This is a genomic window from Candidatus Kaiserbacteria bacterium (genome assembly GCA_016699245.1).
Lineage (GTDB): Bacteria > Patescibacteriota > Minisyncoccia > Phycocordibacterales > UBA918 > Damh-18.
Window position 1 is genome coordinate 524,538 of record CP064968.1, and the last position, 21,932, is coordinate 546,469.

At 45.6% G+C, this 21,932-nt stretch carries 17 protein-coding genes, 1 tRNA gene and 1 other RNA gene; 1 reads left to right on the forward strand and 18 read right to left on the reverse strand.

Going from position 1 to position 21,932, the window contains the following annotated elements; all coding sequences use genetic code 11:
• Positions 1 to 125: 125 nt before the first annotated feature.
• The 9 genes from IPH92_02555 to IPH92_02595 form a co-directional block, all read right to left on the reverse strand.
• The gene (locus IPH92_02555; protein QQR65432.1) at positions 126 to 2,753 is read right to left on the reverse strand and encodes a hypothetical protein; all 2,628 of its coding nucleotides are present in this window, start codon (positions 2,751 to 2,753) and stop codon (positions 126 to 128) included.
• Positions 2,750 to 4,234, reverse strand: a complete 1,485-nt coding sequence (locus tag IPH92_02560; protein QQR65433.1) for a hypothetical protein — start codon at positions 4,232 to 4,234, stop codon at positions 2,750 to 2,752. Before IPH92_02560 ends, IPH92_02555 begins: the two co-directional genes overlap by 4 nt.
• A 144-nt stretch (positions 4,235 to 4,378) precedes the next feature.
• Positions 4,379 to 6,100, reverse strand: a complete 1,722-nt coding sequence (locus tag IPH92_02565) for a hypothetical protein (protein ID QQR64432.1) — start codon at positions 6,098 to 6,100, stop codon at positions 4,379 to 4,381.
• A complete protein-coding gene (locus IPH92_02570; protein QQR64433.1) occupies positions 6,101 to 8,590 on the reverse strand; it encodes a tetratricopeptide repeat protein in 2,490 nt (829 codons plus the stop codon).
• Positions 8,591 to 8,684: 94 nt separating this feature from the next.
• Positions 8,685 to 9,014, reverse strand: an RNA gene (gene rnpB, locus IPH92_02575) — RNase P RNA component class A.
• An 18-nt stretch (positions 9,015 to 9,032) separates the two neighbouring features.
• On the reverse strand, positions 9,033 to 9,509 hold the full coding sequence (locus IPH92_02580) for a DUF192 domain-containing protein (protein QQR64434.1): 477 nt from the start codon (positions 9,507 to 9,509) through the stop codon (positions 9,033 to 9,035).
• 9 nt (positions 9,510 to 9,518) lie between these two features.
• On the reverse strand, positions 9,519 to 9,926 hold the full coding sequence (locus tag IPH92_02585; protein QQR64435.1) for a DUF1761 domain-containing protein: 408 nt from the start codon (positions 9,924 to 9,926) through the stop codon (positions 9,519 to 9,521).
• Between the two features lie 14 nt (positions 9,927 to 9,940).
• Entirely contained in the window at positions 9,941 to 10,582 is a 642-nt protein-coding gene (locus IPH92_02590) for a hypothetical protein (protein QQR64436.1), read from the reverse strand.
• A 19-nt stretch (positions 10,583 to 10,601) separates the two neighbouring features.
• On the reverse strand, positions 10,602 to 11,132 hold the full coding sequence (locus IPH92_02595; GenBank protein ID QQR64437.1) for a hypothetical protein: 531 nt from the start codon (positions 11,130 to 11,132) through the stop codon (positions 10,602 to 10,604).
• A 75-nt stretch (positions 11,133 to 11,207) separates the two neighbouring features.
• Here IPH92_02595 and IPH92_02600 point away from each other — a divergent pair.
• Positions 11,208 to 11,292: transfer RNA gene (locus tag IPH92_02600), tRNA-Ser, on the forward strand.
• A gap of 314 nt (positions 11,293 to 11,606) precedes the next feature.
• Here IPH92_02600 and IPH92_02605 read toward each other — a convergent pair.
• The 9 genes from IPH92_02605 to IPH92_02645 all read right to left on the reverse strand — a co-directional run bounded on the left by IPH92_02605 (position 11,607) and on the right by IPH92_02645 (position 21,805).
• The gene (locus IPH92_02605; protein QQR64438.1) at positions 11,607 to 13,052 is read right to left on the reverse strand and encodes a signal peptidase I; all 1,446 of its coding nucleotides are present in this window, start codon (positions 13,050 to 13,052) and stop codon (positions 11,607 to 11,609) included.
• A gap of 1 nt (position 13,053) precedes the next feature.
• Positions 13,054 to 14,280: a hypothetical protein gene (locus tag IPH92_02610; GenBank protein QQR64439.1), complete on the reverse strand. Its 1,227-nt coding sequence runs from the start codon at positions 14,278 to 14,280 to the stop codon at positions 13,054 to 13,056.
• 101 nt (positions 14,281 to 14,381) lie between these two features.
• On the reverse strand, positions 14,382 to 15,014 hold the full coding sequence (locus IPH92_02615; GenBank protein ID QQR64440.1) for a hypothetical protein: 633 nt from the start codon (positions 15,012 to 15,014) through the stop codon (positions 14,382 to 14,384).
• Complete coding sequence (locus tag IPH92_02620) at positions 14,960 to 15,796, reverse strand: hypothetical protein (protein QQR64441.1); 837 nt, start codon at positions 15,794 to 15,796, stop codon at positions 14,960 to 14,962. The genes IPH92_02615 and IPH92_02620 overlap by 55 nt, the downstream gene beginning before the upstream one ends.
• A 92-nt stretch (positions 15,797 to 15,888) precedes the next feature.
• Positions 15,889 to 17,136, reverse strand: a complete 1,248-nt coding sequence (locus IPH92_02625) for a hypothetical protein (GenBank protein ID QQR64442.1) — start codon at positions 17,134 to 17,136, stop codon at positions 15,889 to 15,891.
• A gap of 100 nt (positions 17,137 to 17,236) precedes the next feature.
• Positions 17,237 to 18,742: a hypothetical protein gene (locus tag IPH92_02630; protein QQR64443.1), complete on the reverse strand. Its 1,506-nt coding sequence runs from the start codon at positions 18,740 to 18,742 to the stop codon at positions 17,237 to 17,239.
• Between the two features lie 357 nt (positions 18,743 to 19,099).
• Positions 19,100 to 19,738, reverse strand: a complete 639-nt coding sequence (locus IPH92_02635) for a class F sortase (protein QQR64444.1) — start codon at positions 19,736 to 19,738, stop codon at positions 19,100 to 19,102.
• Positions 19,731 to 21,011 carry a hypothetical protein gene (locus tag IPH92_02640; protein ID QQR64445.1) on the reverse strand — a complete coding sequence of 427 codons (1,281 nt, stop codon included), beginning with the start codon at positions 21,009 to 21,011 and terminating at the stop codon, positions 19,731 to 19,733. The genes IPH92_02635 and IPH92_02640 overlap by 8 nt, the downstream gene beginning before the upstream one ends.
• Before the next feature lie 29 nt (positions 21,012 to 21,040).
• Positions 21,041 to 21,805 carry a hypothetical protein gene (locus IPH92_02645; protein ID QQR64446.1) on the reverse strand — a complete coding sequence of 255 codons (765 nt, stop codon included), beginning with the start codon at positions 21,803 to 21,805 and terminating at the stop codon, positions 21,041 to 21,043.
• Positions 21,806 to 21,932: the final 127 nt, after the last annotated feature.

Below are 21,932 nucleotides of genomic sequence, written 5' to 3' on the forward strand. Positions count from 1 at the left end.
AATCAATACTCTACCATAGCGCGCAAAAATAGGTACTCCCGTATACCATTTGCATTTTGGTATCAAAAAAATAGCAAGGCGTCGCCTTGCTATTTTTTTATGTATCTTCTGAGTAATAAGACTAACTACGTCTCCTGCCCATACCCCTGCACTTCCACCTTGACTGATTGATCAACAATCGGACAATCTATGGTGAATGTGGTGTTCACGCTGACGAAATATGATTGTGACCCAAGGCCTGTGGTTGACGGTACCCAGGGCATGCTATTTCTAGTGATGGCACAATTAATTTCCATGCCGGTACCCCATTCAACGAGTACGTCTTTCCCACTACTTGGCACCACACGTGGGTCTGCCTTGATAAAGGGTTCTGTATTCACATCAACTACTTTACTATCGAGGAGTCCTGGATACGGTGCGCAGGTGAGTGAGTACGTGGTGTCACTTGTGAGGGATGAGGATAGTTCTGAGCCTGATGTCCCACCCCATGTATCTACACCACCAGTGACTTTTGGTGTACATCCACCTGTGGGTGTAATAGACCAATCGATAGTTGATTTTGTGTCGTATGCAATTGGAGAAGTGACCGTGAGGTTACCGGTTGGCTTTGGATGTACGGTGAAGCTTTTCTCCATGCAGTTGTTGGTCTCTCCGCCACTCGGTATAAACTCTGGGTTACTACGGTTAGAATCGACACAGTACTGAATATACAAGGTGCCTGATCCACTTGGGTCATCTAAGATGACATTGTCTGTGTCAATAGCGTTTACTGCAAAACCTGCGAAATGTGAGGAAAATGGGATGATGTCTATCCAGGGATCGGAAAGATTCCACCGGTATGAGAAATTATCTTCAAAGTCATAAGGGGTAGGGATAGCTCCAATATTTGTCATAGTTCCGTCCAAGACAATGTCTTCCCCGTCGAAGAATACGTTTCCTGCTGAGGGGACGGTGGCGGTAAAGTCGAGGGGTTTGAGGTCAGGGAGTGGACAAGCGTCGGGAGCAGTTGCGTCGACCTGTGCTGACCATGCAGATGAGCCTCGTGCGTTATTGGCACGAACTTTGTATGAATGCAAAGAATTTGCAGCGAGACCGCTGTGGGTGTATGTGGTGAGGGTGGTGGGGGTATATACAGTATCAAGTTCAATGTCGTAGCTGGTGGCACCAGTTGAGGCGTTCCAGGAGAGGTCTATGGCATCATTGCTGCAAATACCACTTGGGATTGCAGTGAGACCGGTGGGAGTTGCAGGAACAGTGAGGAAGGAACTCACCGTGCCGTAGCCGGTGCCTCCTGCGTTTCCTGCGATAGCACAGTAGTAGTATGTGGTGGCGGGGGTAGTGGTGAGGGGTTGGCTGAATAGCATAGGGGCACTTCCTGCACCGAGGGTGGTACCTCCGGCGAGCGGAACACGGGTACCAAAGGTGTCATTGCAGGAGCCAGGGTCGGTAGTGGAATAGCGGAACCAGCCGGTGGCAGCACCACCATTGGGGTTACCGGTACCGTATATAGTGTCTCCCACTACAGGGAGGGTAACGACGGTGGGGGCTGCGGGGAGATTGATGGTTGCTTGTGCGGTTCTCCATGCGGAGACACTACTACTTGTGTCCACGGTGCGTGCTTGGAAGGTCTTTACGCCAGGGGTTGGCCATGTGTATGGAGATGGTTGTGCGGTACCTGAGGAGACCCATCCAGTGGTGGCATCTACTGTTCCGCTATTGTCCCAGTCGATTTGATAGTAGATATTGTTAACCTCGGGGTCGGTGCCGGTGAAGTTAAAGGAGTATGCAGTGTTTATGAGACCAGTGAATGGTTGCGGGGTGATGACGGGGGCGGTGGGGGGGTTGTTGGGGTTAACGGCGGTGAGATTGAAGGAAATTGTCCGAGAGGGGAATGAGACGACGTAGTCGCCATTGTTTAGACAATACTCACCTGAACGAGATCTTCCTACAATTCTTTCAGCAAAACCACTGCAGCTTTGTATAGTGATTCCATAAGTTGATTCACGTCTAAAGGGTAATCCAGCAGTGCTCTGCAGAGGTACGTTATTACCTCGACATCCTGGTCCAGTGTAGCTGTTTATATAACGTACATAAAACTTCCCGTATGTACTCGAAAAATTCATAGAGAGAGACACTGCGCCCGGACTTACTATCGTACACACATTGCCAGCACACGAAAGATTAGCACTTGGTGAAGATAGCCCAGAAGTCGAGGGGTGCACATTCAAAAGATAGTATGAATGTATTGTATCAGCTCCACCGCCTCCACTCACAACTGGCCACACTCTTGTACTAGCACGATCACTTTCTAAACAGCCATGAAGAAGAGGCCCAGCACCTGCCACCCAATGGCCAAAAGGACTATCTTGACTGTATCCTCCACCAAACCAACTAATGTCTGTATCAACAGCGGGTATTTGTTCAATACGAACTCTTGTCCCCACAGGAAGAGAAGAATTATTTGCTATCACTACGCCCGTATCATGATTCACAAGACGTGCCTTGTAATTTATGTTAGCATTTGCTCCGCTCTCGATACTCGTATTCCAACCGCACGTGCCAACTGGACAGGTGCGTGCATTGGATGGGTTTGTGTATTCAATAGCCCAGTTCCAAAAAGCAGCAAGACTTGGCAAAGATCTTACGTCAGCATTCGCATCCTTCATAATCTCCTGCGCCTCCACCCGCTCCCCCACCCCGAACATCCCAACCATAAGGAGTACCAGAACTGATATCATTAACGTTGTTTTCATATAGTGTTTTGATTAGCTGGTACCCCGCGTCGTTTCGTATAGAGGAGTACTGCTCCCATAAGACTCAGCATGAGTGCTGCGATAAGCATAATGTATGTCGAGGGTGACACTGAGTCAGATACCATGTTCGGAATGATATTGTTTCTCGGTTCGGGGCATGGTGCACCCAAGGCATTGCAATCATAGTGTATGGTGACCTCATCAACGAGTGCACCTTTGTGGGTGAGTGCTGCGGTAAGGGAAAAGGTGGTGAGGTCTCGTGGTGGCGTGAAGGTATCCTTCACACCCATCATGGCACCGGTTACGTCACCTTCATAGGTATAGGTATGAATAACGTCATTGTTCTCATCTTTGAGAGTGAGGGTGAGGAGGTTATCACTCACGATAGGGAGATTGGTGGAGTGGAGGCAGGAGAACACCGTAGTCTCCTTCCCTGCGGTAAGTGGATACTCAGTAATACTGGGGTAGTTGATGCGGAGCTCTTCGTTTCCATCACGGACGTAGCGTATGTGGAGGATTGATTCTGCATCTTGGTCTTTGAGGATTGCTTGGATGAACGTGACGGAGGTATCAAGTTTTGGAAGTGTGTATGAGAGTGTCTTCTTTTCCTTAGGTTTGAGGAGTACCCCCTGTGTCTCACGCTTCACCTCATGCTTGGCAAGGATACCGTCCCATTGAGAGATGATCCAGGTGACTTCGACGACTCTCTCGGTGTTTGCGGGATTCACTGCCTCCACGTGTGCGGTGACGGCTTCGTCTTTGGTGAAGTGTGGAGGAAATGCAGCAAAACTGAAGGGGGTTTTGTTGAGCATCACGGTGTTCTTGTTGAAGGTAACGGGTGTATTGGTGTCATCGGTAATACTGAAGTTTGCTTTGTTACCGGTGACGTCATCGGTGAATGAGAGACCGAGGAGGTTGTATCTATTTTCTGTGGTGAAGAAGTAGGCGATGGTGTATGCACCTCCGGCCATGTTCTTTGGGACTTGGTAGGTGAAGGTTGCAGGGATTTCTCCATTTGCGGGGATGACGACGTTATCTTGTACGAGGAAGAAGGAGACGAGGGGGTGGCCATTTTGGTGGGTGAGTGGAGTATCACCATCATCTACCTTGAATATCTTTGCGTAGACTTGGCCGCCAACCACGGGGTATGCGTTTGCGTTTTTAAGGGTACCAGTGAAAGTGAGGGGCATGCCGGGGATGGTTTGTTCGAGGGTGGGAGAGAGGTGAACTTGTACGGAGCCGAAGGAGTAGTAGTCGAAGCAGTTGACGGTGTTTGAGGGGGCTGCAGGAGATGTAGATACCGGAGTCATAATTCGAATTTCACTCAATATTTTCTGTTGCTCCTCTTCAGAGAGTGCTTTGAACTCTGCTTCCGTGAGCGTGGTGGGATCAACTTGTGCAAATGCGAGTTGGGTACTAATAAATATAAGCGCGAGCACAAACGATACAAGACGTTTCGTGAACGTGAGGGTTGATATCATATGCGTTAATTATATATACACCACCATTCTTTAGGAAGATGTGGGGGGGGTATAAGTGAGTTGAGCGTGTACTGTATAGATACAATACTTTTGCATTTCAATATCAAAAAAATAGCAAGGCGACGCCTTGCTATTTTTTCTTTGCTATACCGCGAGCGTATCTTCGTCTTGAGGTACTGCCACATCACAAAGAGTACCTTTGTTCTGGGGTAGTGGTACACCACGACGTGAGCAGTGTTTATGGAGTGTTTTAGAAATCTCGATAAGTTCTTCGTTTTTAAACAGGTATTGGAGCACAACATATCCCACTCCCCCACCCACTGCCGCCAAAAAGCCTTGTGCGAATACGGTGAAAAGTGTGTCCACGGTAAATGCGAGCACAAAATAATTTAAAAGTATGTATGCTACGTATCCTGCAAAAATAGCCGAAATAAAGGACTGTACAAATGGGACAACGAGTGTCTTGCCCTGAATATACAAATCCTTGCGCGCGAGAATGAGGAGTATCGCACTGTGCAAAATAAGTGCACATGAATACCCGAGTGGAAGTGCGAGAACCTCAATACCCGAAACACCCTCAAGACGCATCATTCGCTCCACGAGTGAATAAAAATCACCCTGTGCAAGCAGTACCGTATGAAATGCATACGCCCCGAGTAGTGCGAATGCTGAAGAAAAAAGAGTCACTACAAAAGGAAGTCGCGTATTTTCTACCGCATAGAGTGCCCGCACGATGACCAAATGTATTGCCTGTGCGGTAAGAGAAAGAATGAAAATGGCGAGGACCGCGGCCGTGAGACGGGTATCACTCCAATCAAATGCTCCTGAGCCGAGCACGACACGTACCACCTGTGCACGAATCACGACGAGAAGTGCGATGACGGGCAAAGACCAAAAGAAAATATGCTTGAGCGCAGTAGTGATACTATATGCAAATTGTGCGTACTGTTTTTCCGCATACAGCTGTGCAAGAAGTGGAAATGCAGCCACCGAGTAACTCACACCAATAACCGCAAGTGGCACCGACTGCAAATTGTATGCAAACTGAAACACCGACACCGAACCCACCGCCATAAGACTTGCAACACTCACAAACCCAAGGAGGACTAACTGGTGGAATGAAAGAGTGAGTGCGCGGGTAAAGGATGTCTTGCAGACCATCACGATATCCATATGTACAAAAGTCCACACAAAGCGTGGTGCAAGAGGGCTTCTAATCACGGAAGGTATCTGAATACACACGTGCCCCATAGCACCTAAAAGCACGCCGAGCACAAGCCCGTATACACCCATACTTGGATACAAGAACAAGAGTCCCGCGATAATACCGAGATTGTAGAGAAGCGGGCTTAGTGCATAGAGAATAAAACGATGTTCCATCTGCGTCACAATACTAAAAAGACTCGATATCCCAAGAAGAAGTGGTTGAACGAGAAGAATTCGTATAAGCGCAACAAGTGTCTCACTTTCCCCTGCAAACCCCGGAAATAGGTACGTCACCATAAGTGGTGCACCTATCATTGCGACGAGTGCGACTGCTCCATACAGTAAAATAAAAAGCGAGAAAAATTGCGAGAGTAAATTCTTTGCTGCAGAGGGTACCCCGGTTTCTGCTTTTCGTGCAAGAAATGGAATAAGTACGTACACCGAAAGCGTCGAAGCAAAAATCACGTAGAGTACATCGGGAATACGGAAAGCCGCGTAGTAGAGGTCAAGCTCGGTACTTGCTCCAAACTCATGTGCAAGGAGTCTGTCACGTACCAATGCAAGTAACTGAGAACCAAACGTAAAAACCGCAAGAACATACGCGGCTTGATGCAAGCCGCGTACCTCCTTATACACAATTCTAAATACGTTTTGAACCATTTACTGTACTGTTGTAGACGCTACATTTTCCACATTTGGTTGTGTATTGACCGGTTTTACCAAATCAGTTTCACTGGTCTGATTGGTACTCACGACGCCATTTTCATCGGTTACCGGTGTTGCCTCATTTACTATTTTTGTAGACTGATTGGCGCTTTCTCGGAGTCGTGCTAACGACCCTTCTGTTTGTATAGTTTGCAAAAGTATAGTAACTTCTTCATTTCCTGGATTGAGTCGCAACACTGCTTCGAACTGCTGTTTTGCCTCGCCACTACGTCCTTTTTGATCATAGGCAAGAGCGAGTAGATATCGTGCATTTGCAAAATTTTCATCGAGTGAAATAGCTTTTTCAAAAGATGCTATTGCTCCATCAATGTTATCACGTGAACTTTCGAGTACACCAAGTTGGTAATACCGTGCAGGGTTATTCGGCTCGAGTGTAATTACTGACTGTGATGATTTGATTGCAGCCTCAACATTTCCTGTAGCTATCTCTAACTGTGAAAGAAGGAAAAATGCTTCAGTATAATTTGGTTTTAAGTTAATCGCTTGCTGAATGTATTCACGAGCAATGTCAACATTTCCTGACCGCGCCTCCAAAAGAGCAGATTCGAGGTACGGGAGTGGGCTCTTTGGATTAAGTTCTCGGGATTTTGCAAGTGCATCAAGCGCACGCTGTTGTGCGCCCTCCACGGGTACCAATGCCAAAATACTATATATATTCGCAAGTACAGACCAGTTTGACGGTTCCTGACCATCAATGGATACCGCTTGATTCGCAGCATTAATGCCGAGAATACCTGCATTGTTGAATTGTTCAATTTGAACTTCTGTAGGTTCTTTAGTTGCCATGAGTGCATTCATACGCGCAATCTGAAATTCAGCAATACGACGAGCAAACACATCGCTTGATGAGAGTTTGTATGCACTTTCGACACGATCTTCGAGTTCATCAATACTCTTCCCCTGCTGCATTGAAATGACACTTTCCATAAAGGTATACACCGATGAGTAATGACGTCCTGTTACATACAAAACACTCACGGAGCCAATAATGACGGTAATCACCACAAGTGTGAGCACAAAGCCCGAGCGTCGATTTGCACCTACAAAGAATATTCGCGGTGAAATACCATCCAATACTGAAAATGCAGAAAGTGAGACGCCTGTGCAGAGCGCTCCCAAGAGGAGGATTACCGCGCCTGGTACATAGACTATGGACATTCCCCAAATATAGATTGCGCTTACAAAAGAAGATAGACCGATAAAGTACCACATGCGGTCACTATCCTCAGTAGCACCAAGAAGTTTTCGAATACCTGTAATAAGATATAGAACTATAAACAGCAACCAAGCGAGTCCTCCAAAAACACCTGTTGTCACAAAGAATGTTGTAATATAACCATTTCCTGCATTGAAATCAGTATTCCAAAACGGAGTCGAATTTATACTATTATCCTTGTACAAACGCCATGCATCAGTAAACTTATTGGCACCGATACCAAGAAATGCATTATCTTTGTATACCTGACGTGCTATATCTGCAGTCGCTTCAAGCGAAGGTCGCACCTCCACATACGAAACACCCGTGAACTTTGAAATAGCGCCTCCAAGTGTTGCGCCACCGACTACAAAGAGTGCGGATACGGCAAATACAATGAGCGAAGTCGTGAGTGACGTGCTGTTGAAATTTGATATTGAAGGAGTGAACGAAAGTTGATTTCCACTGAATCTTTCCTTTCCGATTGAGTACACAACCATGACGAGACTGGTGAGGCCAAGAATAAGCCATACCATGAAAAAATTAATTACTCCAAGCATGAAGAGTGATATGAGTGTGACACTCGCAAAGAGAAGACGACCTATCTTTGTGAGTGCAATTTGTTCAAGTGCTACGAGAGACAGAATAACCGTCAAACCGAGGAAGAGCGCAAGGTCATTCCAGCTTCCTACCGGTGTCGATGTGGTGCTTGTAAAGATACTGAACGAAAGAAATTCTTGACCGAATTTGAGACGAAATAGATGGTATACGACTAAGATGGTTGTACTTAACGCAAGAAGCACATACATACGCATGACTGGAGCTTTGCTTGATTTCAACAATAACCACACGGTTGGAATAAGTGCGAGTATAGCGACAAATGCTGTAGAGTGAATACTAAATAAATCACCTACCAAAGAATCTCTGAAATCCCCTGAAAGAAACGATGACAAAAATGTGATACCCACAATACCCCAAAGCGCAAGAAGTGGATATGACACACCAACTGAAAATACACCCGAACGAAGTACCGAGAGACTATACAGTACAAGTGCAATGAGTAGCCCCCCAATCACTATAAATACTTTTGTGTACTCGAACGGCACAGCCGCGGAAGGAATAAAAAGGAGAGGTAATAGACCAAAGATTATGACAAGAATATTTTGTGCATATCCGCAAAGCGCACTCGCAATAGGATCATTTTGTGGTAGTTTTTCATCAGGCAGCATAAGTAATAGTTGTAATTAATACGTATCTTTTATTAAACTTCTCCAAAGTATACTTAATATACTATCACACACAAAAGCGCCCACATAATGGGCACTTGTGTGTACGTTTATAAGCCGAATTCTGTCTGGAAAACCAGTGTGATCATTTACCTAGGCGCATTGTTGCCAATGCGCTCATGCGGCACTCCCTGGTGAAATGTGCAGAGCACTCTAAGTAGCAAACTACTCTATTTCACTGGGCACGGCCTTGCACACAAGTACGTATTTAGCCGTTTCATCCGAACTAAATCGGTTCGTCACTGTTCGCAACGCTATGGTTACCCACGACGGGCGTTACCCGCTACTCTTCCAGGCTTTATCCTGGTGTGTGTTCGGACTTTCCTCCCCTCGTGCTTTTGGCGAAGGGCGATCACAAACGCATACAAACTATACAACATTTTCACTAATACTCAAGAGGGATACGTACCTTCTGCCCGACATGGATACCTATGAGCTCCGGGTACTGCGTTTCAGTTTCAAGTACGTATTTTGCTGGTCTATTTGGACGGAATACACGGGGATAGGTGTTGGGAGATACATTTTTTTCAATACCAATCACCGTTAGGTCTTCGTCAATCCACACAATATCAATAGAAAACTTCATATCCTTCATCCAAATACCAATATAGTCTTCTTCAGGAAAAATAAAGAACATACCCTTGTATCGATCATCGATTTTTTCTCGTCCAGAAAGTCCTTGCGCACGCTCAATTTCAGAGTCTACTATTTCCACACGTACGGGTAAATCTCCAAAATGTACCACTGGTGTTTCTGCAAAAAAGAATTCACGCATCGTTACAGTCTCGCCATCAAGATACAAGTACAACCCCCCGAGAGGTATGAGTATTAAAATAATTAAAACTTGGATTCTATTTCTCATATTACATAACTACCACGGCCAATACATAATGACTCCCACCCCTCCAAAAAACGTGATGACAATAAATACCCCGTGTACAGCCATATACCTCCATGAGCGAAATTCACGATGGGCTAATAGTATGAGTGATCCAATTAAAAGTAAGCAGATGAGCCCAGCACCTTGGAAAAAAGTCTGATTATCATCCATTATGTTCATCACCTGCACAGCGCATGCAAAGAAGAATGCATATACCACGACAGAGTAAGCAGTGGCACGAACCATGTGGAGCGTAGAAATATCCTCGGTGTACTCTGTGTGACCGATAGACTTTTTCCATACAGAGCCAAACAACAGTGGCGAGTACCAGATACTTTCCACTGCAACAGCAAGAATTGCTGCGACAAGTACTGCAATCTCATTGATAGATGAAAACATACACCTTTAGTATATCACTTCTGTACTTTAGGTCGGCGTTTATACCACCACACTCCTCCTATACCTCCCATAATGATACCGAGGGGGATGTATACGTATGGTGACAAAACCATAAAAAAGGCGCTTCGCTCATTGAAACGTTGTACATCAATAAGTCTTCCCAAAAGGCTGAAGTAACCCAAAGTCATGTCATCACGCTTCCCCACCATAAGGACATATTTTTCTGCATTATCGGGCGTGTGCACCTCAATGCGATACACTCCGGGTTCCAACTCTTTTTCAAAAGTCGCTCCCTCGCGGTATGAGTTTCCCGTGAGGGTGTCATGCACGGTTTCCCATGCGGCGTCCGCAGCGTGCATGCGGGTTATTTCAGAGACACCACGTTTTTCCTCTTTAATAATAATCCCCGAAACGGTATTGGTATTAGACGGCAAGTCTGGTGTACGAATGTTGGCGTAGAGAGTAAAGGGTTCAGAAGCATGGATTTCATACGTCTGTGGAAAACTATCGAGTGTGCCGAAAAATCCTTGTGCCAAAGTGGGGTCGGCAATCTGTGTAATGTCGTTCAATGACTCTTGCTCTACGAGAACAGGCACATACGCGAGTGCCTGCGGAGCAAAAAACATGTACAACACTAAAAACAAACCTAATCTCATTGTGAATATCATACCGTATTTACTCTGGTGTGGTATAGGCATTATTAAACATCTCAAAATAATCTGAGAACGTTATAAACAGTGGCTCATTTTCCAAATCCTGCACACAGGTATCAAAGGCATATTGTTTGGCGTAATAGGTAATATTGTAGCGATAGCCCGTGCCATCATATTCCACAGGACACGCACCCGTGAACGTAGTTTCTAAAAGGGATTCGAGATTAGTACTTTTGAGTGTTTTAAAAAGTGCAGTCTTTTCTCCCGTACTCAGTGTGTCGGCAAAGCGTGTCTCTCCGTCCTCACGGCTACGCACAATGTATTCATACGTACCATCATCAGAAATGCGGTACGACGCACACCCATCCCCGCGCGCGCAACCACCATACCGATATGCGGTCACTGAAAGAGCCGATGTTTCCTCAAGCACCACTTCCTCACCATCCCCTCCATTCCCATTATTCCCCGTGTTATTAAAAAGAAAAAGTATTGCCCCTGTCACAAACCCAAAAACAAAGGTAGACAAGAGAATCACATACACATGCTTGGTCATAATCCTACTACGATACCCCCTTTCGATTTTTCCCACAAATGAGTTACACTATATGCCCCAGAGAAAAATACATACGGAGGCGTCGCATAGTGGTCTAGTGCGCTCGCTTGGAAAGCGAGTAAGGTGAAAGCCTTCGAGGGTTCAAATCCCTCCGCCTCCGCTTGAGCTTCGCGAAAGCGGAGGCGGAGCACATGCTGGGAGCATGTGCGAAGGGATTTGAAGCCATTCAGAGATAATTTTGGAGCCGCAGGCGAACAAAAATATCCAGAATGGGTACTGAACATGTAATGTTCAAATCCCTCCGCCTCCGCAACGAACGAAGTGAGTGGAGGAGGTGGACAGTCTGGGAGACTGTCCAAGGATTTGAAGAGGTTGTCGATAGTTTCTGAAAGAAAATATCATACAACCTGAACAGAATCTGTGCCGCGTTCCAGTGAACGAAAAGATTCAAATCCTCTCGCCTCCGCACACAGCCTACTCGTCTACGGTGGGTATTTCTTCAAGTCCTGTATCTTCGATAATTTCCTCGGGGACTTCAGGTACAATCTGGGCAATCGGATCTTCAACATCCTCTGCAACTTCTTCTTCTAATGGCACCTCTTGAACTACTTCATCGGTAGTCACAGGAGGTATGGGCAACATCATGAGCGGTTCCACGGAGGGCAGCGCTCGAGGCAACGCTATAGGAGTAGGTGCGGTAAAGGTGAGCGATATCTTTTCACTATCATCATACCCCACACCAGTTGGACCGGTGGCGTCCCACGCGGTGTATTCAATATCAATCACACATACCTCCCCCTCCCCAAAAGGACCGTAATTGACAGGTAGTGAAAGCGACAGGGTCCACGGTTCATCAAATACGACATCTGAGGCACTGAGATTGACGAGTGACCCTTGATACATAAGCGGTGCACCAGCATCAACGAGTATCGACTGACAAAATAACGTATTATCACCTACAACATTCGTGTGCACACGGTACTTGATATCAGTACTTCCCTCCGCGGGTGTGACCACCGCGATAAGCGCGCCGTCTGCATCGTCAAGCTCACTTCCAATAAAGCTATATGCAGTGTCATTAACCGACAGTGTGAAATCAAGCGCTTGTGCCTGAAGTGTATTCTGCACAGAAGATTCTGAGTCGCCAAAATATGAAACCGTTGAACCTACAAACCCGAGACCGACAATACAAACGCTCGCAACCACAGAAAACGCCCCAATCGCAACGTCACCAAAAGACACAGAATGACGCTTGGTATTTCGCACAACACTCATGGGGAGATGTCTTGCCTTGGTAACTGGCTGATACGACACTATTGGTCTTCCAATTTCTATCATACGTACTCTTTGTCGTGTGTCTGGCGGTAAATCCACACGCACGTCATGCACAACGACGCTTCCCGTATCATCTCCTTTGTCTTTTTTATTTTTTCGTATTTCTCGCCAAATTTTCTCAATTTCACCAAAAATAATCATGAGTGCAGGTAGCACAATCAAGAAACCAAAGCCCATCGGTTGCCGTGCGAAGTCAAGAATGAATCCCACATAGGGAACTGCAACAACCACCTCTCCCAGTATGGCGCTTAAAGGAATTTGTTCTGTATCCGCCTCTTCATTAGCATCGCCTTTGGTTGTAAACCAGGTTGTCCCATTACGTTCTTCACTACTCACAATTCTGTGTGTTGTTGGAATTTCTGCTGATGGACTTTTAAAGGTAATAACATCGTTAGTTTCATACTTTCCCGTTGGACCTATAACAACGACTGAGCCCGTAAGGATTGCAGGTTCCATTGACCCTGACTCAACAATCTTGATTTCAATTTTGGTATCGAGTGGTGAAAGTGGCGCCAAAAAGAGTCCCGCAACACCAATGAGCAGTACCGTGAAGAAACTATAGAAAATGGTGATGAAAATTTTCATATTATCGTCGCGAAGGTCGGATCACAGGTGATGAGACGCCACTTGTTACGGGACTTACCACACTCGGTGTTTGTAGTACCGTAGGTTGCACTCCGGGTGTCGGACTTGCGGGTGTTTTGGTTTTCTTTGCGGGACGGTACTGGTTATCCACCTGGCAATAGAGGGTGCCGTCGTCGATATTCTTATTATCAATGACGATAGTTGTAGAGAACGTACTTCCCTTCTTGCATTCTCCATACCATCCTGGTCGCCAGTCACCCGCCACAAAGCCCACAGGCCCAACCTCAGTTATTGAATATGTCCCCAGAGGCAACTGTATTGTCCCATTTGCTGAATCTACCGTGTAGGGAGTGAGTGTCACTGTTTGATTGATGCCTGCACCAACAACTTGGAATGTGAACTGCTGTGGCAAATACCCTTCTGGTACGGGGCCACTGAATTTCTTTTCGAGGTTAAGCGTTACCGTAGGACCCACAGGTGGTGGAGGGACTGAACCATCGCATTGGTACTTTGGATAATCATCCGCAGTCACGCTACGAAGCGCAAGATCAACGGAAAAAGAATCCGTTTGTGCCCAATTGCCGAGGGCAGAGCCATCACACGTGACCTCGGCGGTTGCGGTATTAACCGTTTGGTCACCCGCACACCACTCAATAGCAACATACTTGGTCACGTTCGCAGGAAAATAATTACCCGTAGTCGCGTCAGCGAGAATATATTTCTTGAGCACAGCAAAACCTGATTGCTCTGTAGTGGTGCCAAAGAGTGTCTTCTCCCCCACTTCATACGTATTATCACCATCGTCAAACCAACCGAAAAACTCTATTCCTTTCGAGAGTTCCCCTCCGAGTACGCCATCCACATCGAGGAGTGACTCTGGTTCATTATTTCCATTATCGTGGTCAACCAAGTTCGTAAAATCCATACAGCCCCATGCATTTTTATCGACATGAAAACTGATGGTATTGATACCGCTATCCCCTGGCTTTATATCAGTGAAGTTAAAGAATTTATCAACACTGGGTACGAGATTTTTTAATGCCCAGGTTTGTGATGGTTGCACGACACCATTATAGATTGCATAACTGTCTATCTTTAAATTGAGACCACCCGTAGCAAAGGTTGTACCAATAAATCCCTTACTAAACATCATCACAAAAGCAAGGAATACCACTACCCCCACAATGAGGGCAATGCGTATTCCTGTTTTTGTATATGTGCGATTCATTTTTTTAGGTACTTATCGCTTCTTCTTTGGGCTATGGTGCTATGGGTTGCGTTCTATGGTTGAGTACTGAGGATGCGTCGAGGCATACGTATTCACCAATATTACTGACAGATAGGGCTGTAGAGTTTGATGTCGTCTATGAAACTGCCTTGTGAATTTGCGGTGCCAAGGTCGGTGAACTGAAGTCGAGTCACATTCGAAGTTGCAACAACATTCACCGTGATAACCTGCCATTCGATACCATCATTATTGTCTGCTACATTGCCGGTGTCGTGCACGACTGCTCCTCCCCACTTCACCTCAACACGGTTTTCTGCCGATCCTGTGTTCGGACGCGCTGCAAAGGCAAACTTGATGCGGTACGGCCTTCCTATGACCGTTGGAATGTCTTGGTACATCGTGATGGATGCTGGCTCACCGGTACCACTGTCGCTTGGTCCTCCCCAGTCGCTGTCGAGCTCAGAATACTGGTCACCTTCATACGCACTGCCGAGTACGTTTTCATGTAACTCAAGTTTTGCAAGTGCGGGACGATTCTGGTTTCCAAATGTCGGGAGAACATCTCCACGCCATTCGATAGTCCAGCCATCGACAGGAGTCTGAAACACGTCCCATTTCTTTCCATTCGTCACCTCAGGAACTTCGAAACTGTAGTTCTCAAGAATATTTTCTGGTTGCTCTACAATGGTGCAGTTTTTGGTACACTCAAAGTTTGCATTATGCCTTGCCTGCACTGCTTCAAATACAATGTCGGCAGTGAGTGAGTCGGTCTGACTTTCATTACCGAGGGCAGTACCATCGCAAGTATATCCACCGTCTTCGGGCTCGCCGATTGCCGATGTTCCACCGTTATTGTCTGCGGGAGAACTGTAATTACCTGTGGTAGTGGCGCAGGCACAATCGTTCCAAAGCACCATGCTTTACCGATGTGTTTTGTTGTATTACCCGGAATAGGTCCTGCCTGATTTGTCCAGATGTTTTTCACGCTGTCGGCAAAGGTGAGTGCGTATGAATTGCCAACACCAAGTTGGCCAAAGTTGCCCGTATTGATAACGCTCTCACCCACCTCAAGCACGTTATCGCCATCATCAGCCCACCAGATGAAGTTGACGAGGCCGGCAAGTTCACCTTCGGTTGCACCAGTCGTTAGGTCGACGAGTGCCTCTGGCTCTGTCTGAGCATTCTCATTGTTTGAGGTGAGTGTGACATTCGCGCAGAGATATGCGTCATTCGTATCAACGTGAAGTGAGATAGTATCCTCTCCGTAGTCATCAGGCTTGAGGTCAAAAAAATTGAAAAACTTCTCAATGGTGAGGTTGGTTGCATCCCATGAGGTAGTGCTTGTCGCAACGCCGTTGTAGTAACTTTCGTTGTCTACTTTGAGATCAATTGCCCCTGCGGTAAACACGTTTGCTACTGAGGTTTCGGTATCACTAAAGAACGCACTCGTTGCTCCGAACACCAGTCCGCCCGTTACCACCCCTATGAGTGCAAGACTGAGAATAATACGCTGCATAGTTTGATATATAAATAATTTATTAAAATATGCTGGTTCCCGTCAGCCCGCTAAATCCCAGCCAAGCTGAGATTTAGTACGGCTAGTGAGGACTAGTTTGGATTAGATACAACCAAGTTTGTAATAACGCACGTTGGATTAACACCTGATACAACATTCATGTTTGCAGTACCTATGTCATCAATCTCTGCACAGCTACCACTGAACGACGCATTGTATTGAATTCCAACAGGATCATTTGAGTACACTTCAGAGACGACGTATGCTCCTGGAGTCAGGTTAGGAAATGCTACCTGATCAACCAAGATATGATCCCCGCCCGGACCAACCAAATGAAGTACGAAGTCGTTAACATCTACTCCTACAACTGAAGCCTGTGTAAATTGAACAACTTTATCAAGAGTTACTGTTCCTGTCTCAACAACTACACGTGGTGTACATGTGAAGTTTGGATTGTTTCGAGCCTGTTCTACACGGAACGCAATACTTGCTTCCATAGAGTCGGTCTGCACAATATTGCCCAAATTTGAACCATCGCAGGTAATTGTATTTCCCACGATAGCCTGTGTTCCTGCGCACCATGCTAGACCAATGTAGTTGGTCTGATTTGGTGCCATTGGTGTACTGTTGTTGAGTCCTGGCATAGCAAGCGGATAACTCTTTCCTCCAAGCACATCACTCGCTGGACCTGAGTCGTTTGAGAACAGAAGTGGCTCAGCTATTTCTCCTTGCCAAATATTATCTCCTTCACCAGCATCATCATTCAGTTCATTTTCATCTGAGTTCTGCCATCCAAGGGTAGCGCCCTGATCTAACCAAGCTGCGAACTTAATATTCTGCGCGAGTTCACCATCAAACATATCTGCATCTGGCTCACTTGCTTGAGTATCTAATTCAAGAACTTCTGCATCTTCTGGCTCATTCACTGTCATGTCATCATTCTTGGTGATATTTACATCAACACAAGCCCAAGCGGGGTTTGAATCAATGTGAAGTGAAATAGTGTTTTCACCTTCATCACCAGGTTTTACATCTCGGAAATTAAAGAAAGTCTGTGCACCTAAGTCAGTTGCTTCCCAGGTACCCGTACAAGGGAGACCAACTGGATACTCTGTACCACCCTGCCAAGTGTAATCAGTTAAATCGTTAGTAGTTAGAAGGTTTAACTGGCAAATACTACCATTATAATGTGCTTCACTATCTACCGTTAGGTCAATTGCTCCGGCAGTAAAGACATTTCCTGTTGAGGTTTCTGTGTCAGAGAAGAATGCTCCTGTTCCTCCGACGATGAGGGCGCCCGCAAACACGAGCATCCCAACACTTGTAATAATTTTTTTCATACAATTATTAATTTATTTGTAATTAATACTTTTAATTTCCTGGTTCTTACCAGCCCGCTAAACCCCAGCCGAAGCTGAGATTTAGAACGGCTAGAAATGACTAGATAGCAGGCGCACCTAGGTATAGACGAGCATTATCGAATGGCAAATCTGTAAACGGATTGTTTATAAACCATCCATATCGATTACCTCCAACTTCTGCTGGGATAGTGTCAGATGGATCACTTCGAGTCCATGAACCAACCACTACGCCAAGACTATTGAGTACTTTCATATCTACAACCAGTACACCAGCTACGTCATGGAAGTAAGCTTGAAGTGTGTACCAACCGGTGGTGTTGATAGCCACAGTTCCAACTCCATGTGGGTCACCAGGTGCGTTATTACTTGCATTTGCTGCCCATACACCTACTGCATTAGTACCAAGATGGAAAATAAAGTCACGTTGATGATTTCCATCTGATCCATTACTTGCAGATGAGAAATCGAAACGCTTATCTATACCATCAGCATCTGCCATATCAAGATAGACATCTACTTCAGTTGTATAGCCACCAGCTGGAAATACTGATGAATATCCTCCCCATCGAGTAAAGATATCTCCATTAGCAAGACCATGTTTATTTCCATCAGAAGATGTAACACCACCTGTACCTGAATTTACGATACTGAATGTACCATCATTACTAAACCAGTACGGGTCACCTTGCTGTTCAAAACTTTCTGAAAAGACCAAATCTAATGCTGGAGGAATATCTCCGCACGTAAAGTTAGGATTATTTCGTGCTTGTTCAACGCGGAACGCAATATTTGCAACCATAGAGTCAGTTTGCGCAATGTTGCCCATCGCACCACCGTTACAAGCAATTGTTCCGGCAACTGGCGTGGTGAGATCACCAGCACACCAAGCAAGCCCGACATAACTAGTACTTCCACCTACCAGTGCTCCGAGAATCGGAGAAGCAATTGTGTAGCTCTCACCATCGAGCACATCGCTCGCTGGACCACTACCATTTGAGAACAATGGTTGCTCATTTGCTTGCCAGATGTTATCTCCTTCACCTGGATCAGTACCTTGGAATCCTGGTGTTGCTCCGTAGTCTGCCCAAGCAAAAAATTCGATATTTTGAGCGAGCTCTCCATCAAAGAGACTGCCGGTATTAACCGCGTCCCCTGCACCAAGTTCTGGTTCTACTGTACTCACATCATCATTAGCAACAAGTGACACATCGACACAAGCATACGCATCATTGTTGTCTACATGAAGAGAGATAGTATTTTCTCCTTCGTCGCCTGGCTTGATGTCGGTAAAGTTAAAGAAAGTTTGCGCTCCCAAATTGGCTGGAAGCCAAGTTCCGGTACATGGTGAATTAAGGACTGGGTACTGTGGATTATCTTCAGTCTCTCCATCATCTAGCACCCATACTCCGTTTGTACAAACAGCATTGTTGTAGTGTTGTTCACTATCAACCTTTAAATCGATTGCTCCAGCGGTAAACAAGTTACCTGTTGAGGTTTCTGTATCACTAAAGAATGCGCCTGTGCCGCCAGCGACAAGTGCGCCGACGAAGACAATCATTCCCAAACTCATAATAATTTTTTTCATGTGTATATAAATGCTATGTATAATGAATACCAATAAACACGTTGGGGCTTCCTAAGCGCGTTCCCTACCACACGAGTATTCCCATAAAACGTCTGATAATAATATCGTATGCTGTCAAATCGAGGTATTTGAGGAAAAAAAGAAAAAATAGTACTCATTTTTGAGCAAATATGTGCATAAGTCGTAACAGCTTTGTTGAAGATACTGATTATTGTAAAATTTTGTATAGTTGATAACGTGTGCTTAACGTGTGCTTAACAGATGTATATTCTGTTCATAGTGCTGTAGACAACACTTTTTGTAGGTAATAGAACACACAAAAAAAGAAGTTCAATACGTGCGTATGACACTTCTTAATTATTGCTTGAGTGAGGCGTATACAACGAGGTTGTGACTGTACTTCTCTTCTCCTTTGTCGTATGTTCCGGTACAGGTGACCAAGCGAAGTGTTGGTGTGTCTGTACTGCCATAGACTAGTTCTGTGGGGAAATCATCCTGACTGTATCGTGCGAGAGAATCGACGGTAAATACAGCAACACTTCCGTCTTCACGTGTAATTTCTATCTCATCACCTGCTTCCAATTTTCTGAGTGGCCAAAATACTGCAGGTCCTTTGTATGAGTCCACGTGCCCCAGCACCACTGCTGCCCCTACTTCACCCGGGGTCGGGCCGTTTTTGTACCACCCCACCTGTGTGTACGAATCGGGTACTTCAATAGTCTTATCTTCCTTCAGTCCAAGGGGCTTTTCAAATGTGGCCTCTACTTCAATTTTTGGAATAGAAATACGTGTCGGAGCCGAGCGAGAAAATGCGACTGATGTTGTTGCACTCGGTACTTCAGACGTTGGTGCTTGTTGTGGCGACTCTTTCAAAAGAAAAAGAATTCCAAGACTACTCAGTGCTCCCACCACCATCCCCGCAACAGCAAACGCCACTACCTTTTGGTACTGGCGGTTTGCTATACATGCACGTATGTTTTTGAATACATTAGCCATTCTTCACTTTTCGAACTGATGTTGAAAGAGGAAGGATTGCCGTGAGTATTGGGAATTGTACTGCGTGAGGAGCGGTTCCTCCAGCACCCGTGTTTGGTGCTCCAATAGGCATTATGCTCGTTGATTCACCGAGTACTTCACCCTCTGGTTCATCATCATTATTATTGGAAGAGTGTCGTCTACTTCCGCGGCGAGGACCTGAACCATCGCTTCCACTACTTGAACTATCATCTTCTTGTACATTACCAAAGTTGTATGGACCGTATGTTGTGGGAAGTACCGATGCGTACGCTGTAGGAACCACAAAGTCCATTAGTTTTGCAAAGAAATGAGTCTCTTCACTAAACGTAACCTCTCCAAGCACTTCTACCACATGCCCATTGACATTAGGAAATGTTTTACTCCATCCCTCTTCTATGATTTCGTTGATTGTCCATGTTCCCGCAGGCACATAAAAGTAATAGTATCCAGATGCATCAGTCGTTGTTGAATACGTTACACCACCGTTCGTTATTTGTACTGTCCATCCATCAAGATCGCTCTCATCATCCACTGGGTTTGGCTGTTCTACATCCCATGCATCATTTTCGTTTTCATCGTGCCATACGTATCCGAATACGAGCCATTTTGGAACGGTATTCTCTCCTCCACCATCGAGTGTGTTGGTAATCACACAGGTCACGGTCTCGTTTGCCTGAAGTGAAATTGCGGTGATAGGGCTTCCATCACTACACACCGCGCTTGTCTGTGTCCAGTTTGTCTCGAGTGTTTCAACAACATTGTATACGCCAACGGCCAATCCTGATTGAGTATGTTGTCCACCATCACTAAGTGTAAAATTCACTTCGCTCCAACTTGGATTAAAGGTGAAGACCGTCTGATTACCATCGGGAAGTGTTTGTTTTTCAATAATAATTGTTCCTTTTTCTCCTCCTCCAGTATCACCGTTTAACGTGTTTGTAACGACACAGGTCACTGTTTCTCCCGATTGAAGTGCAATAGCGTTTATAGGGCTTCCGTCACTACATACCGCACTTGTCTGCGTCCATCCCGTTATCGGAGACTCCACAACACTATACGTTCCTGTCGCAAGCTTTGAAGAAGTGCTCTGTCCACCATCACTGAGTGTAAAATCCACGTCGCTCCAACTTGGATTAAAGGTGAAGAGAGTCTGATTACCATCTGGGATAGTCTGTTTTTGTATGATGATAGTCCCTTTGTCTGGGTCACCATTTCCGCCTCCGTTATATGTATTGGTAATGACACACGTCACTGTTTCGTTTGCCTGAAGTGAAATAGCGTTTATAGGACTTCCATCAGTACAGACCGCGCTTGTCTGTGTCCACCCATGATCCGTGGTGGCAAGTTGTGCTTTTGTTCGCCATCACCACATAAGTCAACTACATCCCAGCTTGGATTAAACGTAAAATCAGTCTGATTACCATCAGGAATAGTCTGCTTTTCTATGATGATAGTTCCTCTGTCAGGATCACCATTTTCATACTCGCAAGACCCATCATTCTCTTCAGCTGCGGGGTCGTAGTTTGTAGCTTCCGAGTCAGTACAGCCGAGTATTGGAGCAGGTTCCCCTGGCCACTGATTGTCAGCTTTGCAGGCATTACCGACGTCATCTGCGAGTGGATAGTCGACACTGGTTTCAACCACAGTAATCTCTATCGGCCGTACAGGTCCATTCCCATCATTGGCTGTCTCGCAGCCAGGACCAGACCACTGAAGTGTCCAATCCGCGGGTACAAATCCCGCAGGACCAACTTCTGAAACGGTGTGGGTCCCCGCAGTAAGATAGACCACTTTTTCAGCAGTATCAGGAGTTAACGCATCTAATGTAACGATACCGTAACCACTGACATTGAATTTAAATTCGTCGGCTGTATATGGATCAGGGGTGTAGTTATCACTGATGCTTTTCGTAAGCTTAAATGGATATGTTGCTACTGTAGCCTCTGCTGTCGTAGGTTGTACAAGTTGAAACGCGACGAACACGGTAAGGAGCAGTGTTGCGAAGAGCGCAACACGCGCAAACTTAAGATTGATACGAGTAATCATAGTAAAAAATATTAATACCTCTAAATAATTATAGTGACCCTACTCGGTACTATGCTTTGTTTCAACAATACAACGTATAATTTTGTTTAGCAATTGACAAAATTTAAAACTGTGATGATGAACTAAT